This window comes from Paenibacillus taiwanensis DSM 18679 (genome assembly GCF_000425125.1).
Taxonomy (GTDB): Bacteria; Bacillota; Bacilli; order Paenibacillales; family Paenibacillaceae; genus Paenibacillus_B; species Paenibacillus_B taiwanensis.
The window spans coordinates 481,898-500,407 of the sequence record NZ_AULE01000023.1; the positions used below are offsets into that span (position 1 = coordinate 481,898).

Genomic DNA, 18,510 nt, shown 5'->3' on the forward strand with positions numbered 1-18,510 from the left:
CTCACGCGTGTGCGCTGATACAGCGATAGGGGCTGTTCCTGAGAGGTGTCATTACACCTGCATGGAACAGCCCCTTTTCATATGGAAGGTGAGCTGATGCTTATTGTTTATCTGAAGTTGGGCCCATTTACCCCGTCTTCAACAATTGATTTCTGATCGTTAGGTGCTTGGCGAAGTCCACTGTCACCAGAGTTGATCGCAATAAGTGTAGGCTGTGGACGGTAAGTATCGACAGCTATGCGCTCGCGGGATATTTCTTTGCCGTTAAGCAATTTGAGTCGATAGGATTCAACGGTGTACCCCTTCTTGCCCCGCTGAAGCGTCTCTTGTGTCCCGACGGGGAGATCACTGTTTTTGACATACTTCACAGCAGGTTCCAATACTTTTACCGTTTTTGTCTCCATTTTGTAGGTGATGCTGCTATCCATCGTGCCAAACAATTTGACTGTCATTTTATCGTGATCCGTTGAAGTGCGGATGAGCAGGTTTTTCCCACTAGTATTTTTGAACTTGAAATTAATATAACCTTGGGAAAAGGTGGCATCCAACCCTAAAGGCAAATAAGTGACTGGCATCGAGTGATTTCGTCGCTCAACGATATCCAGCCCGGTACGTAATACTGCGTTATAGAGCGTACTTGATACTTGACAGATTCCGCCACCAATGCCAGGCACGAGCTTACCATTTAAAATGACAGGAGCTTCTTTGAATCCATATAAGCGCTCCGTCTTGGCAATTATTTTATCGTAGTCGAATACTTCTCCTGGCTTTAGGATCATATCATCGATCGTTTTGGCGGCAGCATTCACATTATGAATCCGCCCTGCATCACCTGGTCGTAGAAAGGTAGACACTTCGATAATTTTACGCTCGATGCCTTCATTTTGCAGCATCTCTAAAGTAATCGCCGCACTGGTCTGTACGAGCGGGACCTCAATCGTTAATTGCCGCTCCAAGCTCCAGTCCGAAGGAATGGCGACACGAATAAGCTGTTCCATTTGCATGCGGTCAAGCCGGTATACTTTTTTGTCTGGCGTATATGTGACTTGGTCATTAGCTGTAATCTCACGTCGAGCATTCACAGGCTTGCCGAAAGTTTGAATTTCCCAAGCGGAGTTAAATCGTTGTTTCCAAACGTTATTATTCCAAGTAAAGCCGAGTGCCCAGTTTTCTTTAAACGTTCGTCGGGCCTGAAATCGTTCCCATAAGGTTCCTGCGGATAGTTTGTCTAGTGCTAGCAGCAGCGGTTTAGCATCATATCGCACGCCAAGGTCTTTTAATGTCGTTTGAACGGGGTTTAGGTTGACTCCTTTAAATATAAACTGAACGGGCATCTGCTCTAATAGTTTGATTTTATTTATTAATTCGGTTTCAAATGACTGCCGCTCCATACCGCCAATCTGCCAGCTTGACAAGTGTACTTGAAAAGGCAAAGCAGTCGTATTCACATAATGGTTAGCCCAACCCCAAACTGCTCCTGTAGCCATTAGTAGGAGCAGTGCGCTCCCTATCCACCAACTTAACCACTTCTTCACACGACTGCCTCCTGTCTACTGACACCATGATCCCTTGTTCGTTTCTGTGGGACATGCCTTGCCGACACCATGACCTGCACATAGCAGTGGTGCATCTCGTCTTAGGGCCAATGGTCATAACTTCTGCCATAAGGGTTGTTATGTGAACATGTATATGCAACAGCAGTCAACATCTTTACTTCATTTCAAAGTTCTCTAAGGATTAACGAAGCCGGCATGTTTGGTGATAGCCCTCGACATTTTGCAAGTGAAAATGTTTATTTTTGCAATAAGCTCGTCTATCCAAGTCGAAATACAAAGGACAACTAAGGACGACTACAGTAGCCGACATTTTCCCGGGAAATATCGTTTCCTTACAGCTGTAAAAGTAAAAAGATGTTGGAAATCGAATTTAATTAAAGGATTTGAGGTAGCTGTGTCGAATATATATAAGCTGATTTTATATACGTAGGAAGTGATTCGCTTGATCGAAATGCAAGATGTATGGAAGACGTATACGGACGGATCGCATGCACTGCGCGGTGTCTCGGTACGTATCGAGAAGGATGAGTTTGTATATTTGGTGGGACCGTCGGGTGCAGGTAAATCAACATTTATGAAATTGATTTATAGAGAAGAAGTGCCAACCAAAGGACAGATATCGGTAAATGGTTTTAACATTGGCAAGTTAAAGCATCGGAAAATTCCTTTTGTTCGCCGCAATATAGGGGTTATATTTCAAGACTTTAGATTATTGCCTAAGATGACCGTTTATGAAAATGTCGCATTTGCGATGGAAGTTATTGAAGCACCCAAAAAAGTCATTAAGCGCCGAGTACCTGAAGTGCTGGAGCTTGTAGGCTTGAAGCATAAGGTGAACAGCCTGCCTGCGCAGTTGTCAGGGGGCGAACAGCAGCGCATCGCGATAGCGCGTGCGATCGTCAACAACCCGTCAGTCATCGTAGCGGATGAGCCGACAGGCAATCTGGACCCGGAGACATCCTGGGGAATTATGAAGCTGCTCGAGGAGATCAATTATCGAGGCACTACGATTGTGATGGCGACACATAACAAAGACATCGTAAATACCATTCGCAGACGAGTGATTGCAATTGAACATGGCCATATTGTTCGCGATGTAGTACGGGGGGATTACGGTTATGACAATTAACACAGTCACCCGTCATATTCGCGAGGGCGGCAAAAGTATTTTTCGAAATGGATGGATGTCGATTGCTTCGATAAGCTCCATTGTCATTTCGTTGTTTATTTTAGGTGTGTTTATTCTGCTGTCTTTTAACTTGAATACGTTAACGAAGCAGATTGACAGTCAAGTGCAAATACGGGTGTTCCTTCAATTAAATACGACTAAAGAGCAGATGGAATTGCTGCAAACAGACATTGGGAATATGGCGGAGGTCAGTAAGGTGACACCGATATCCAAGGCTGAGGGGATGAAGCTGCTTCAGCAAAGTCTTGGTGAGGACGGCAAGGAATTGTTGAAAGGTTATACCGAGAAGACGAATCCTTTGCCTGATTCCATGACAGTTGATGTCTATAATCCGGATACAGTGCCGATGGTAGCCAAGAAGATTCAGGCGCTGAATGATACGAATAGCGAGAAGCCGATCTGGCAGGTCAAGTATGGCAAAGGTACGGTGGAGAAACTGTTTAAGATTACAGAGGCGATTCGTAATGGAGGCTTAATCTTGGTGGCTGGACTTGCTGTCACGGCTATGTTCCTCATCGCCAATACGATAAAGGTGACCATCATGGCCCGTCAACGCGAAATTGGCATCATGAAGCTGGTAGGGGCAACGAACTCCTTTATCCGCTGGCCCTTCTTTATTGAAGGCATGTTGATTGGATTGTTAGGTTCGGTTATTACACTTGGCATTTTATTTGTTGGTTATCATCAACTTATATTAGTTTCTCAGAACGGCATGCAATTTATCCAACTGATTCCATTGCAAGAGCTGTGGCTGCTACTAACTGGATTGCTAGTTGTACTTGGTGTACTAATCGGAGTATGGGGCAGCACGCTGTCTATTCGTAAATTTTTGAAAGTCTAAACCATCTACAGATCGATTCGATTGGAGGACCTGTCTTGAAAAAGAAATGGTTGTTGCTCGTATTGAGCTGTACGCTGTTGTTTACTATAGTGTCACCGTCAACGGGACAAGCTTCGGAAATGAGCAAAGTAAATAAAGAACTAAGAGAACTACAGCAGCAAATGAAAGCGGCCGAAAACAAGCAACAGCAAGCAGAGGATACCCTGGCTGTAGCGGAATCGGGCAAGAAGAAGACACAAGCCGACATGCAAGTAATCGTAAAGCAAATTGATAAGAAAGCTAATGAGTTGGCTTCTGTGTCTACACAGATCGATGAGTCGGAGACGAATCTGGAGCAGAATGCGAAGCTGCTTGAAGAAGCAAACCATCGAATTGCTGATCGTGAAAAGCTGCTTGATACTCGTGTGCAATTGATGTATACGAATGGTAATGTCTCCTACCTTGATGTGTTATTCAGTTCAACCAGCTTCATGGACTTTCTGGACCGTCTGAGCTCATTGGAGCAAATTGCTAACCAAGACAAGCAGATTTTGGAAGAACATAAACGAGACAAGCAGCTTGTACTGGACAAGAAAAAAGAGATTGAAGACGAGCTTAAGCGCGTCCGGCTTCTATACGCCAAGTTGGAGCAGACGAAGCTCGAGTTAATGAAGCAAGAACGTGAGAAAGAAGTGATGATCGCTAGCTTCGATCAACAAATTGAGGAATCTCATGGCTTAAGTGATGAGCAGGACCGCCTATTGGTGGAATTTGCGATGAAGCGCTCTGAATTGATGTCTAAGAAGAAGAAGATAGCCGATCAGGAAGAAGCTGAACGAAGAGCAAGAGAAGAAGCAGCCAGAAAAGCGCGTGAGCAATCAGGTTCCAACACGGGCAGTAATTCAGATTCGGGCTCTGGATCAAATGGTGCTGATGCTGGCGGCAAGCTTGGTGTTCCGCTTCGTGCAGACTATTATATTTCCTCTCCCTTTGGTTCTAGGGTAGATCCAATTACGGGCAGCCGAGGGGCGTTCCATAGCGGTTTAGATATGGCCACACCAGGTGGTACTAACATTTATGCTGCTGATGATGGCGTCGTTATTTTGGCAGAATGGTGGAGTGGTTATGGCTATTGTGTCATTATCGATCACGGCAATGGGTTGTGGACGCTGTATGGCCATATTCGCAAAGGCGGCATTAAGGTTGATAAAGGGCAGGACGTCAAACGTGGCGAGAAAATTGCGGAGGTTGGCGCAACGGGACGCGCGACGGGCAACCACTTGCATTTTGAGGTCCGATTGAATGGAGAGAAAGTAGATCCAGCTCCATATTTGAAATAAAAATAGAAATGTTGGCATATACTAATGAGTGTGCAAACACATGCGCTCATGTGAACAATGACTGATAGAGTAGTTTGGCATCAGCATGCGGATGAGATAAGGGCGGTGATCTTATGAATTTCAAAGGACGTACAGTTGCAATTCTAGTTGGGACAGCAATTGTACTTAGCAGTTTGCTCACCATGACAGCAAGGGATCTGCCGATATTCGCGAGCAGTGGACAGGCTAGCGCAGGTAGCGGAGGACTATCAACAAAAGAAGTTCAAAAGCTGAGCTCGGTGCTACAAGTCATTGAAAGCAAATACTTCAAAGAAGTAGACCGTAACAAGCTGGTTAACGGTGCTGTGGAAGGGATGTTTACTGCTTTAGGGGACCCGTATTCTACTTACATGCAGAAGCAGGAAGCGGATAGCTTTAATGTAAGCGTTGAGGGTGGGTTCACAGGTATTGGGGCCGAGGTGACGATGGAGGAAGGCAAAGTTACGATCGTATCCCCTATTAAAGATACACCTGCTGAACGCGCAGGGCTGAAGCCTAAAGATGTACTGATTACGGTTGATGGAACGAATCTGACCGGCTTAACGTTAAATCAGGCGGTTGAGAAGATTCGTGGCCCTCGTGGCAGCACGGTCAAGATTGAAGTGAAACGACCAGGCTCAGCCGATACGATGGTGTTTAATATCGTTCGAGACAAGGTGGATTTAGAAACGGTATATCCTTCGATGCAAGAAGGCAAAGTGGGATACATTGAGATCCGTCAGTTCTCAACGAATACACACGAGCATTTCGTAAAAGCATTGGATGAGTTGGAAGCGAAGGGGATGAAGGGGCTAGTTATCGATGTGCGCAACAATCCAGGCGGCGTGCTTGATATTGTGGAAAAGATGACACAGCCGTTTATCCAGAAGGGCAAGCCTTTGCTGCAAGTCGAATACCGCAATAAGGAACGGGAAGTACACAAGTCGGAGGGAACGGCTAAGCCGAAGACGTATCCGATTGCTATTCTTACGAATAAAGGCAGTGCAAGTGCTTCCGAGATTATGGCAAGCGCATTGCAGGAGTCCGCAGGCGTTAAAATTGTAGGCGAGCATACTTTTGGTAAAGGTACTGTACAAACGAGCTACACAACAAGTGGTGATGAAGGCAGTTTAATTAAGATTACGATTGCCAAATGGCTAACACCTAAAGGCAACTGGATTCACCAGAAGGGAATTGAACCAGACGTTCCTGTGAAACAGCCGGACTATTTTAATGCAGCACCAGTCGTTAAAGATAAGACGCTGAAGCTGGACATGAACTCCTCCGACGTACAGAATGTACAGGTTATTTTAGGGGGACTAGGCTACAAACTGGATCGTAAAGACGGCTACTTCTCAGCAAGCACGGAAACCGCGTTAAAAGCTTTCCAGAAGCAGCACAAGTTGCCAGTAAACGGCCAAGTGGATAAACAAACAGCTGAGAAATTGGAGCTGGAAATTATAAAAGCGATGCGCGAACCGAAAAATGACGCTCAATTAAAAGCGGCGATTCAAACCGTGCAGAAGGAGATCCGCTAACGATTGTCGAATAGTAAGAAGGTCGCAAGCTACTCGCTTCGACCTTCTTCTTTTTTTGGCTTGATTATAGAACGATACGCGGAAAGGAGCGAATATAGTGGACGTTGCCCTTGAATTCGGCTATCGTGTTGCGTGGGCCTTGTTACAATTGCTGCTGTCGCCATTCTATTGGCTGTCAGTCGTATTTATCGCCATACATTATCGTAGACAAATGCTGCTTGAAAGACGTTTATTTTCCGTGAAAATGAACAGCTGGATCGGACAGACTTGGCGTGCCTGGTTGGGTGGGCTTCTCGCAGGCATATGCGTCTCGGCAGCGTCGATCGGTCTTGGTATTACCATTCCGCAGTCGATCGTGTTCTTACTATGGGGGATCAGCATCGTGCTGTTGTTGTTCCGCGTGAGGATGCTCTGTCTTGCTTATGCAGCGGGCATAGCAGCGCTTGGTCAGACGATACTGCGCTTCATGCCGGACTGGACACCGGATGGCTGGGTGGGAACGCTAACAACAGATTTGCGCGAGATGAATGCAGCAGGCTTGCTGGTGCTTGTTGCTTTGCTGCATGCTGCTGAGGCTTGGCTAGTACGCAAGCAGGCTCCTTTATTTGCAAGTCCTTTATTTATGGAAAGCAAGCGTGGCCGAGTTGTAGGCGCTTATCAGATGCAGACACTTTGGCCCATTCCGTTGTTCTTGCTATTTCCAACAGTTACAGCAGGTGAGACGCTTCCTTGGACACCGCTATTAAGCGGAGACATTTGGCAGCAAGGTTGGATGTTGATGGCGTTTCCCGTTATGATTGGTTTTTCAGAGCTGACGTATACGTACTTGCCACAAGAGAAAGCAGCCGTGACATCATCCCGACTGTTTATGTACGCCGCTGCACTGTTGACGATATCACTTCTGGCCAACTGGTGGACACCACTTGTAGCCGTAGCAGGTATCGTTGCAATCGGCATGCATGAGTGGTTAATTTGGCAGAGCAAGTTTGAAGAATCAGGCAGAAGTCCTATTCTTACACATGATCGGAACGGACTTCGCGTTCAAGCGGTTCTGCCTGGCAGTCCGGCTGAGGAAATAGGGATTCAAGTAGGCGAGCTCATTTCTAAAGTGAACGGCATTCCGGTGCGGACGAAGGAAGAGCTGCATCAAGCGTTACGATCTAGTGCGGCCTTTTGCAAACTTGAGGTATATAACAACAGCGGTGATTTGAAATTTGTACAGCGTGCTGTGTATGCTGGAGAACATCATCAATTAGGTGTACTACTTGCTCCGGATGACGATGTGAATTACGTCGCGATTACGAAGCCAGCATCTTTATTACATTTGTTATCCGTGCCTTGGAAAAGATCTGGGCATGCAGGGATAGGGATAAACAAAGACAAAGAATCATCGGCTTAATAAGAACGCTCATTTCTGTGGAGAAGTGAGCGTTTTCTTATTTTATAAGGAAGAAGCGGTCATATTATTGTGATTTGTGGATAACTAATTCGAAAACCATCAAATCTGTCAACAAGTTGTTAACAACCTGTGGGTAAGATATGAGAAAACGTGAATAACTTTTAATTAGTTGTGTACAGTTTGTTTATAAAATGTGATGCTTCTTTTACCTACATGTTGTCAGCTTGAACGACTCCACGGCGTAAAGTTGGGGGATAGAACAACAAGGCCGTTCTTATAAGTGGTAGCTTATAAGAACGGCCTTGTTAAGTTATGCGCTACGTGGATGGCTGTACTACATTTCGTAGAATAATGATTTCGACACGGCGGTTTTTTTGGCGTCCAGTGTCGGAATCGTTGGAAGCTACAGGGCGTGTATCCCCATAACCTGCGATTTGGAACTGAGCGCTGTCCAGCTTCTTCTCATCTACGAAAAATCGCAGAACAGAAAGCGCGCGTTCGGCGGATAGTGCCCAGTTATCCTTGAAACGGCCACCTGGGGCCATTTTCAGGTTGTCTGTATGACCTTCAATGCTAATCGTTGTATTCAGCTTGCTGAATAGGCTGGCGAGCTTGTCCAATGTAGGCGTCGCCAAACTTGTCAGTTCCGCTCTACCAAGAGAGAACAACAAACGGTCACTCATTCTTATTTCGATACCTTTAGGTGTATCTGTGACGCTAAGGGCGTCGTGCAGCTTGTTGTCGTCAATATATTGTTGGATGACGGACATCGTCTGTTGCAGCATCTCTTCTTGCTTGCGGAATGCAAGATCTTTCTCCGTAATTTGACCGATCATGACAGCTTGTTTATTTGGATTAGCGTCTTGACCCGCATTAGCCTCTAATTTGTTCACCTTGGCGTTAATCTGGTCACCAGTGGCTCCATCCTTCTTGGTACTTATTGCCCCTGTCTGGCCCGGCTTCGTATATGCGCCGTCTAAAATACCTGATCCTTTTGGCAGTTGCCCGTCGCCACTGCGGAACGAAGTTTGTAACGTCTCGGATAATGACTCATATTTGACTAAGTCTACTTGACTCATCGCATACATAACGACAAAAAAGATTAACAATAAAGTGATAAGATCGGAATAAGTAATTAGCCAACGTTCATGATTCTCAGCAGATTGACCACGTCGAGTTCTACTTTTGCGTCTCATATGTCATCCCCCGCTTCATCTCAGGCACACGCTGCAACGGTTGTATGGCATCCTCACCTAGCATAAAGGAGCTGAGCTTCTTACGGATAATTTGCGGGTTCTCTCCGGCCTGTACGGCAAGTACGCCAAACTGAATCATTTCCATCTCGCGTATCATTTGCTCGCTGCGAGTTTTGATCTTGGATGCAATCGGCAAGTAGATAACGTTAGCTGTAGCAACACCATATAAAGTGGCCGTAAATGCCACCGCTATGGAAGGTCCGAGCATAGTGGGATCATTAAGATTACTTAGCACGTGAATTAGACCCATAACGGTACCGATAATTCCCATTGTTGGCGCGTATCCGCCAGCAGCTTCAAATACTTTGGCGTAACCCTCATGTTTGTGTTCAACAGCATCCATGTCGATATCCATGATTTGTTTAATAAGCTCCGGATCAGTTCCATCGACAACCATCATCATGCCGTCGCGTAAAAAGGGGTTCTTGTGCTTTTGGACCATATCTTCGAGTGCCAATACACCATCGCGGCGTGCTTGTGTGCCCATCGCAACGATATCGTCAATAAGGCGCGGCATCTGGGTAGGAGTTTGACGGAAGGCCAACTTCAAGGCTTGCGGAATACTGCGCAATCGATTGCCAGGGAAGCTGACAACAACAGCCGCAAATGTTCCACCGAATACGATGAGGGCCGCAGTTGCCTCCCATAAGCCGCTGAGATTGCCTCCTTCTAAAAGGAATCCGCCGATCAAAGCGACGAGTCCCGCTATAATGCCAACTAAAGTTGTCTTATCCATGCTATAATCCATCCTCCTGATGCAGTTCCCATTTGCAACCAATCGAAGTTAAGAGTATAATTAACGGGAACAAACATTCTTATTTTATGTGGTATACAGACGTACATTAAACACTTATAAGGAAAGCCTTGAGGAATCAAGGTATGTTACATTTATCGGGTATTTTGATCATAAAGTTTAGCGTTTTTACTTAATGGCGGCCATTTGCTACTGAAGGCCTAGCTAGGGGTTAATAGCTGCGGTTCAAGGTATGTAGTACTTGGAGTTCAGGTATTTCTTTATGCCTACACTTATACTTTTATACTGGTTCTCCACTGAAGCATAAGCATACAGACTTTAACGTGGAGAGCTTCATATTAATACGATGGGTATGACAAGAATGAAGAGACATGTCTATGAAGAGGGCAGTCTGGGGTAATGCTGTAGTAAGGAACAATGATGAAGGGTGCGGTGATGAAATTAACATGGCAGATATTCAAGTGTCCTCGAAGCGTTTCGAGCTCGTGTCTGAGTTTGAACCGCAAGGCGATCAGCCAGAAGCGATTAACAAGTTGGTAGAAGGACTGCACGCGGGTAAGCGATATCAGACGCTGCTTGGTGCAACAGGAACAGGGAAGACTTTTACGGTAGCGCAGACTATCGCTGCTGTGAATCGCCCCACACTAGTTATTGCACACAATAAGACGCTGGCGGCGCAATTATGTAGTGAATTCAAGGAATTTTTCCCGAATAATGCGGTAGAGTATTTTGTTAGTTATTACGACTATTATCAGCCAGAAGCCTACATCCCTTCATCGGATACGTTTATCGAGAAGGATTCAAGCATTAATGACGAGATCGATAAGCTGCGTCACTCTGCTACATCGGCATTGTTCGAACGGCGTGATGTTATTATTGTCGCAAGCGTCTCCTGTATTTATGGTTTAGGCTCACCGATTGAGTACGGAAATCTGGTATTGTCACTGCGTACTGGAATGGAACGATCGCGTAATGACATTCTGGCAAGATTAGTAGACATCCAATACCAGCGGAATGACTTGAACTTTATTCGTGGTACATTTCGTGTGCGCGGAGATGTCATTGAGATTTTTCCGGCTTCGAAAAGTGAACACGCTGTACGCGTTGAGTTGTTTGGGGATGAGATCGAACGGATTACGGAAATAGATGTGCTGACAGGTGAGATTATCGCTGAACGTGATCATATTGCGATCTTCCCTGCATCTCACTTCGTGACAGCCGAAGAGACGATGAAGCGAGCGCTTGTTGACATTGAGCGTGAACTGGAAGAGCGTTTAGCCGAACTTCGGGGAGCTAACAAGCTGCTGGAAGCACAAAGGCTGGAGCAGCGTACGCGATATGATATCGAGATGATGCAGGAAGTAGGATTTTGCTCCGGAATTGAGAACTATTCCGGTCCGTTGACGTTCCGTGAGCGCGGAGCTACGCCATATACACTGCTTGATTATTTTCCAGAGGATTACCTTGTTGTGGTGGATGAGTCCCATGTCTCTCTTCCCCAAATACGCGGCATGTTTAACGGTGACCGAGCGCGTAAGACGGTGCTTGTGGAGCACGGCTTCCGTCTCCCTTCAGCGTTGGATAACCGGCCGCTGCAATTTGAAGAATTTGAGCAGAAGGTAGGTCAGGCACTCTTTATATCGGCGACGCCAGGACCATTCGAGTTAGAGCACTGTCCGCAGATGATCGAGCAGATAATTCGTCCGACTGGACTGCTTGATCCGATTATTGAGGTGCGTCCTACTAAGGGGCAAATCGATGACTTGATCAACGAGATTCGGATACGACTTGATAAGGATGAACGTGTGCTCGTTACGACGTTGACGAAGAAGATGTCAGAGGATTTGACAGACTATTTGAAAGAGATTGGCATTAAGGTGCGATATTTGCATTCGGATATTAAAACACTGGAGCGGATGATGCTGCTGCGTGATCTTCGTCTTGGTGTGTATCATGTATTGATCGGGATTAACCTTCTGCGGGAAGGGCTTGATCTTCCAGAAGTATCGCTAGTTACGATACTCGATGCTGACAAAGAAGGTTTCTTGCGTGCAGAGCGCTCATTAATCCAGACGATTGGTCGAGCGGCGAGGAATGCAGAAGGTCGCGTTATTATGTATGGTGACAAGATAACCGATTCCATGAACAAAGCGATCAAGGAGACTGCCCGTCGCCGGGAGATTCAGATTGCTTATAATGAAGCACACGGTATAACACCACAGACTATACGTAAGAAGATACGTGATGTAATTGAAGCAACCAAGTCAGCAGACGCGAAGTCGGAGTTGTCAGCGGACAAAGGTATAGACAAGATGTCAAAGAAAGATCGTCAGTCGTTAATTCAACGCTTGGAGAAGGAAATGAAAGATGCCGCGAAGAGCATGCAGTTTGAGCGTGCTGCTGAGCTGCGTGACGCTTTGCTTGAACTGCGGGCGATGGATTAAGTGATAGTCCGCCTCGTTTAATGGATGCAGGTCATGCATAGTGCTGTACCTTTGACCACTTCGTGCTAGTATGCCGTGCAAGCGATAGCTACTATGACTCGGACATTTTATCCGAGCTTACGCAGCATAAGGAAGAGGATAGGGCGGGCATGTCCCGATTGTTAAGATAGATAAATGATTTATTGCGGTAATGATGAACTAAATGCTAATGAAGTGGTTCGTGTGGACCTAGAGCGGGAGGATAAAGCGGTGGCAAGTGATTCAATCGTAATCAAAGGGGCTCGTGCCCACAACTTAAAAAATATCGACGTAACGATTCCGCGTGATAAATTTGTAGTACTAACGGGGTTAAGTGGCTCCGGCAAATCATCCCTAGCTTTTGACACCATTTATGCGGAAGGACAACGTCGTTATGTGGAGTCGTTGTCTGCTTATGCAAGACAATTTCTAGGGCAGATGGAGAAGCCGGACGTTGATTCTATAGACGGCTTATCGCCTGCGATCTCTATTGACCAGAAGACAACAAGCCGCAATCCAAGGTCCACAGTAGGGACGGTCACGGAGATTTACGATTACTTGCGTTTGTTATTTGCACGAATCGGTCGTCCGCACTGTCCTGAGCACGGCATAGCCATTACGTCGCAGACGGTGGAGCAGATGGTAGACCGTATTATGGAATATCCGGAACGTACCAAGCTTCAACTGCTTGCTCCTGTTATATCGGGTCGCAAAGGGGAGCATAAGACGGTATTTGCCGATATTCAGAAGCAAGGCTTTGTACGGGTACGCGTAGATGGAGAACTGCGAGAAGTTGCAGAATCTATTGAGTTGGAGAAGAATAAGAAACACAACATTGAGGTTGTAGTGGACCGTATTGTCGTGAAAGAAGACGTTCAAGCTCGGCTAGCGGATTCCATTGAGACAGCGTTGAACCTTTCCGGAGGCAAGCTGATTGTTGATATTATTGATCAGGAAGAGCTTGTGTTCAGTTCAAATTTGGCCTGTCCGACTTGTGGATTTAGTATCGATGAGCTGGCACCGCGGATGTTCTCCTTTAATAGTCCGTTTGGAGCATGTCCAGAGTGTGATGGTCTCGGCGTGAAGATGATTGTAGATTCAGAACTGCTCGTGCCTGATCGCAGTAAGTCTATCGAAGATGGCGCGTTTGAGGCTTGGGCCGGCAGTACGTCTAACTATTATCCTCAATTTCTACAGGCCGTGTGTGAGCACTACAGCATACCGACGGATTTACCAGTGTCACAGTTGGAGCCAGAGCATATGACGAAGCTGCTGCATGGTACTGGCAATGAAAAGATCCGTTTTCTGTACGAGAACGACTTTGGCCATAGGAAGGAAGCGCAAGTTTCGTTTGAAGGCATTATTCACAACTTGGAACGACGTTACCGTGAGACAGCCTCAGAGGGAATTCGCGAGTTCATTGAAGGGTTTATGAGCGCGAAGCCATGCGGTTCCTGCAAAGGTCATCGCTTGCGGAAAGAGAGCTTGGCTGTCACGATAGGTGAACAGAACATGGCATACGTGACTTCGTTATCTATCGGTGAAGCGCAGCGTTTCTTTGCATTACTTAAACTTTCAGAGAAGGAATTGCTAATCGCAAATCTCATTTTGAAGGAGATTAATGCCCGGTTGGGATTTTTGGTTAACGTGGGCTTGGAATATTTGACACTGAACCGAGCCGCGGGCACCTTGTCTGGTGGAGAGGCGCAGCGTATTCGTTTAGCCACACAGATTGGTTCAAGCTTGATGGGTGTCCTTTATATATTGGACGAGCCGAGCATTGGCCTGCATCAACGCGATAATGACCGTCTCATTCAGACACTGGAACACATGCGTAATTTGGGAAACACACTTATTGTAGTAGAGCACGATGAAGATACGATGCTGGCCGCAGATTATATTATTGATATCGGACCAGGAGCAGGCATGCACGGGGGGACGGTAATCGCTCAAGGAACACCGCAGGAAGTTATGGCAAGTGAGGAGTCGTTAACTGGCCAATATTTAAGTGGGCGTAAGTTTATTCCTGTACCGCTTAATCGACGTAAGTCAGATGGCCGCTGGTTAGAGATTCGTGGCGCGAAGGAGAACAATCTGCGCAGTGTTAACGTGAAGGTTCCACTTGGTATGTTTACAGCAGTGACGGGCGTTTCTGGCTCAGGCAAGTCGACCCTCATTAACGAGATTCTGTATAAGACACTCGCGCGTGACCTGAATAAAGCCAAAGTACGCCCGGGTGAGCATAAAGAGATTCGTGGCTTGGAGTTAATTGATAAAGTCATTGATATTGATCAATCACCCATTGGACGTACTCCTCGTTCCAATCCTGCAACGTATACGGGGGTATTTGACGATATTCGTGATTTGTTCTCTACTACCAATGAAGCGAAGATTCGTGGTTACAAGAAGGGGCGCTTCAGCTTTAACGTTAAGGGAGGACGCTGTGAAGCTTGCCGCGGCGATGGAATTATTAAGATTGAGATGCATTTCCTTCCCGATGTATATGTACCGTGTGAGATATGCAAAGGGAAGCGTTACAATCGTGAGACTTTGGAAGTGAAATATAAAGGCAAGAACATTTCAGATGTTCTGGATATGACGATTGAAGTGGCTGTTGATTTCTTCCAGAACGTGCCGCGTATTCACCGTAAGATTCAGACGCTGATGGACGTAGGCTTGGGGTATATGAAGCTAGGGCAGCCTGCAACGACGTTGTCGGGTGGTGAGGCACAACGGGTCAAGCTTGCTGCTGAGCTCTACCGTCGCAGTACGGGGCGTACTTTATACATTTTGGACGAGCCTACAACAGGTCTGCACGTTGCCGATATTGATCGACTGCTTGAGGTGCTGCATCGTCTTGTTGATTCTGGAGAGAGTGTGCTTGTCATCGAGCATAATCTCGACGTCATTAAGACGGCCGATTATGTGATTGATCTCGGTCCAGAAGGTGGTAGTGGCGGCGGCCTCATTGTTGGACAAGGATCGCCTGAAGAGGTTGTAGAAATAGAAGCTTCGTATACAGGGCGCTACTTGAAGCCTATTTTAGAACGTGATCGTTTGCGCACTGAACAGGCGCAAGAGCTGGCAGCTCAACTGTAAATAGTTAAGATAACAGCAATGTTTACAGCGTGTGAATTAGCGAAAGGAGTCCTGCGGGGCTCCTTTCTTAGTATAGAGGTAAGGGATGTTGATAGGTAAAGATTAATTTATCCTTGTAAGGAGGATAAATGTTTTACAGTTCGTTGGCAGGAACCGACACGCGGTTGTAGAACTCGTAATGAAGCTGTGAATGTATTGTGGCTTAAAACGAAAAAAGGATGGTAACAGCATGGTAGAGATAATCGTCGGCGAGAAACGTGCGCAAGTGCGCGGCATCTTATTTGACAAGGATGGGACGCTGCTACAGTTTATAAGCTTGTGGGGAAGCTGGGCAGAAATCGTGTTGGATGGATTAGAACGTGAGCTTCGTTTAGAAGGAGCAGAGCTTCCAGAAGGTCCTGGATATTTACTTGGCGTATTTTTAAATGAAAAACGTCAAGTAACAGCGCATGATCGCTTTGGTCCGCTTGCGATGGGGTCCCCATCCCAGATGATCGGAATTGCTGCTTATTATTTATATCGAACAGGCGTGCCTTGGAATGAAGCGACTCGTCGAGTGACAGCGGTTGTGGAGCATGCTAATGAGGAAAGCTTATCAAGGGCCGACATTCGTCCTGTAGAGGGGGTTGTCTCGTTCCTTGAGCGTTGTAAAGCGCTTGGTCTGCGCCTAGCTGTTGTGACAGCTGACGACAAGCGTCCATCTGAGCAGCATTTGACGAAAATGGGGATTCGCCACTTCTTTGATTCTGTGGTGGGTGATGATTGCGTGGAGCATGGCAAGCCATTTCCGGATATGGTGGAGCTTGCATGCCGTGAAATTGGGTTAGAGCCTCATGAGGTGGCTGTTATTGGTGACTCCGTCGGAGATATGGAAATGGGGCAGAGTGCGGGTGCTGTGCTGCAAATCTTTATTGATGAGGAAATGCGCTTTGAGGAGCCGCCTGCGTGTACAGATGTCATGATCCGTTCTTTTCATGATATTGCATTGCAAAAGCATGCTACGTAACGTAAGCACACACAAATGACATCTATATTTGGTGCGAACCTTTTACATGCAGCGGTCACGTAGTTAATACCTGTGAGCACAATTGCAGAAGCAGAAGAGTTAGACAGCTCAAACGATGATTTCATGGATAGTGCACGGTATTTACGTAATATGAAGTTTGAATGGGGTAAACCCCTAACATAACAGTCCTGAGTACTCTGCATCAGAGATCAGGGCTGTCTTTTTTCATTTGCCAAAGCTCTAGGGCGTTCACAACTAATGACAAGTGAACTGCGTTTGTACCGCTTGGACATCAAAAATAGACATAAAAAAGATGGAATGTGAACATATCAGTGAATTTAATCATGAAAATATAGAATGCAATGGTATAAACGTGAAGAAAAGGTGACAATCTTGTTAAATATGAACAATTTATCTTGCAAGTCAAGCTGGGTAAATATAACATAGATGAAGATACGTATTTCGCACGATTAAAGGGAGGTCGCACCATGTTATTAGCTGAGGCGGCGGCAGCGGCAAAAGAGAGCGCTTTCGATTATTTTGATATTTTCATGCTCGTGCTTACATTGATTTTGCTATGGGCTGTTATTCGTCAAGTGAAGCAGCGTCCCAGAAATATGTTTGCCCTGGGTTTCGCCGTTGTGAGCTTCTTGGTGTTCGTAGCTGCTGACGTAATTATGATTAGCGGCTGGTAATGCATGAGGTACGGTTAGAGCCTCTAAGTAATCGCATAATGATACATATCCTATCTGAATTGAAACACGCGTAAAGGCTCCTTGATTACGATATCAAGGAGTCTTTTTTTGGTTTGCATGCTGGTTTGGAGGGATTATGGGGTAATAGCTAGAATGATTAAAGGATGCGAATAGAAAGAAATTGGAATTCGCGGCTTAAGGGAGAGGGAGAAAAATGGAGAAATCAAACAACAACATAGTAGCAGGGAAACGTGCAAGTGGAACACGGAGAGGACAAGTATTACTGTGTACGATGGCCGTCTTCCTTAGCATGACGATGGCACAGCCATTTGCTGCATCAGCTGAATCCGTATCATTGCCAGCCATACAGGCTAATGGAAAGACTTACATAGAAGCAAGTGCGCTTGCAGACGTATTGGGCGGGAAAGGGCAATACGATGCCAAGAGCAAGCAGTATCAGCTGTCTTTAAACACGGTACCTAGTGTAGTTAAAAAAGTAAGCCCATCTGTTGTGGCTATTATAGGACAAGATGAAGAGGCGCTAGAAGAAGTGGAAGACCCGCGTGATGCGCTGTCACACGGCACTGGTGTAGTTGTTCGTGCAGATGGCTGGATCGTCACGAATGCACACGTAGTGCGACATTTGAAGAAGGCGATGGTGATCACATCAGACGGAGTATCCCATGCCGTAACCAAGGTGATATGGGATGAGGATGTGGATCTCGCATTAGTTCATATCAATAAGACAGGGCTAAAGCCTGCAACATTTATGGCTGCCACTGACAAGGTTGAAGCTGGACAAGGAGTGGTGGCGATTGGAACTCCAGTATCTTTTGTTCTGCAAAATTCGGTGTCCGTAGGTGTCATTAGCGGTGTTCAACGTGTTGTGGATAATAACTTCAAGCTGCTGCAAACGGATACGGCCATTAATCCGGGCAACAGCGGGGGACCGCTTCTAAATATGCGGGGAGAAGTAGTTGGCATCAACACGTTAAAATATTACGGCGAAGATATTGACAATTTAGGCTTTGCTATCCCGGCAGATACGGTGAAATGGACTGTTGATCACATGCTGAAGTACGGAAAGTTAAAGCGGGCTGCGATTGGTGTCCAGATGGATGAGAACTGGGCAGCATCGTATGGTCTTCCCACCGAGCAGTCATTAAGGATTGATGCTGTCATCAGTGCAAATGCCAAAAAGGCAGGTATTCGGGCAGGTGACATTCTGCTCGCCGTTAATGGCAAGCCTGTGCGCACACTTGCAGATATTAATGAGGCATTAAAAGGACTGCTGCCAGGCAAACAAACCAAGCTGGTTCTGCTTAATGGTGGCAAGAAAAGAACGGTGCAGGTTACGCTTGGAGAGTATTATACATAG

At 46.2% G+C, this 18,510-nt stretch carries 13 protein-coding genes; 10 read left to right on the forward strand and 3 right to left on the reverse strand.

Annotated features, from left to right (window positions below):
* Nucleotides 1-107: 107 nt before the first annotated feature.
* Nucleotides 108-1,535 carry a VanW family protein gene (locus H509_RS0104270; RefSeq protein WP_028543980.1) on the reverse strand — a complete coding sequence of 476 codons (1,428 nt, stop codon included), beginning with the start codon at nucleotides 1,533-1,535 and terminating at the stop codon, nucleotides 108-110.
* A 463-nt stretch (nucleotides 1,536-1,998) separates the two neighbouring features.
* Here H509_RS0104270 and ftsE point away from each other — a divergent pair, with 463 nt between their 5' ends.
* The 5 genes from ftsE (at nucleotide 1,999) to H509_RS0104295 (ending at nucleotide 7,860) form a co-directional block, all read left to right on the forward strand.
* Complete coding sequence (ftsE, locus tag H509_RS0104275; RefSeq protein WP_028543981.1) at nucleotides 1,999-2,685, forward strand: cell division ATP-binding protein FtsE; 687 nt, start codon at nucleotides 1,999-2,001, stop codon at nucleotides 2,683-2,685.
* Nucleotides 2,675-3,586, forward strand: coding sequence for a permease-like cell division protein FtsX (ftsX, locus tag H509_RS0104280; protein ID WP_028543982.1), 912 nt, complete (start codon nucleotides 2,675-2,677; stop codon nucleotides 3,584-3,586). The genes ftsE and ftsX overlap by 11 nt, the downstream gene beginning before the upstream one ends.
* Nucleotides 3,587-3,621: 35 nt before the next feature.
* The gene (locus H509_RS0104285) at nucleotides 3,622-4,905 is read left to right on the forward strand and encodes a murein hydrolase activator EnvC family protein (protein WP_036696057.1); all 1,284 of its coding nucleotides are present in this window, start codon (nucleotides 3,622-3,624) and stop codon (nucleotides 4,903-4,905) included.
* A 113-nt stretch (nucleotides 4,906-5,018) separates the two neighbouring features.
* A complete protein-coding gene (locus H509_RS0104290) occupies nucleotides 5,019-6,461 on the forward strand; it encodes a S41 family peptidase (RefSeq protein WP_028543984.1) in 1,443 nt (480 codons plus the stop codon).
* Nucleotides 6,462-6,558: 97 nt separating this feature from the next.
* Nucleotides 6,559-7,860, forward strand: coding sequence for a PDZ domain-containing protein (locus tag H509_RS0104295; RefSeq protein ID WP_028543985.1), 1,302 nt, complete (start codon nucleotides 6,559-6,561; stop codon nucleotides 7,858-7,860).
* Nucleotides 7,861-8,177: 317 nt separating this feature from the next.
* Here the strand turns inward: H509_RS0104295 and H509_RS0104300 are convergent, their stop codons facing one another.
* Complete coding sequence (locus tag H509_RS0104300) at nucleotides 8,178-9,056, reverse strand: flagellar motor protein MotB (RefSeq protein ID WP_028543986.1); 879 nt, start codon at nucleotides 9,054-9,056, stop codon at nucleotides 8,178-8,180.
* Nucleotides 9,040-9,852 (reverse strand): flagellar motor protein, encoded by an 813-nt coding sequence (locus H509_RS0104305; RefSeq protein ID WP_028543987.1) that lies wholly within the window; start codon nucleotides 9,850-9,852, stop codon nucleotides 9,040-9,042. Before H509_RS0104305 ends, H509_RS0104300 begins: the two co-directional genes overlap by 17 nt.
* Before the next feature lie 464 nt (nucleotides 9,853-10,316).
* Here H509_RS0104305 and uvrB point away from each other — a divergent pair, with 464 nt between their 5' ends.
* The 5 genes from uvrB to H509_RS0104330 all read left to right on the forward strand — a co-directional run bounded on the left by uvrB (nucleotide 10,317) and on the right by H509_RS0104330 (nucleotide 18,510).
* Nucleotides 10,317-12,314 (forward strand): excinuclease ABC subunit UvrB, encoded by a 1,998-nt coding sequence (uvrB, locus tag H509_RS0104310; RefSeq protein ID WP_028543988.1) that lies wholly within the window; start codon nucleotides 10,317-10,319, stop codon nucleotides 12,312-12,314.
* A gap of 249 nt (nucleotides 12,315-12,563) precedes the next feature.
* Complete coding sequence (uvrA, locus tag H509_RS0104315; protein WP_028543989.1) at nucleotides 12,564-15,431, forward strand: excinuclease ABC subunit UvrA; 2,868 nt, start codon at nucleotides 12,564-12,566, stop codon at nucleotides 15,429-15,431.
* Nucleotides 15,432-15,660: 229 nt separating this feature from the next.
* The gene (locus tag H509_RS0104320; protein WP_028543990.1) at nucleotides 15,661-16,437 is read left to right on the forward strand and encodes an HAD family hydrolase; all 777 of its coding nucleotides are present in this window, start codon (nucleotides 15,661-15,663) and stop codon (nucleotides 16,435-16,437) included.
* Nucleotides 16,438-16,925: 488 nt separating this feature from the next.
* Entirely contained in the window at nucleotides 16,926-17,132 is a 207-nt protein-coding gene (locus tag H509_RS0104325; RefSeq protein WP_028543991.1) for a DUF2759 family protein, read from the forward strand.
* Nucleotides 17,133-17,346: 214 nt separating this feature from the next.
* Entirely contained in the window at nucleotides 17,347-18,510 is a 1,164-nt protein-coding gene (locus H509_RS0104330) for a S1C family serine protease (protein ID WP_036696059.1), read from the forward strand.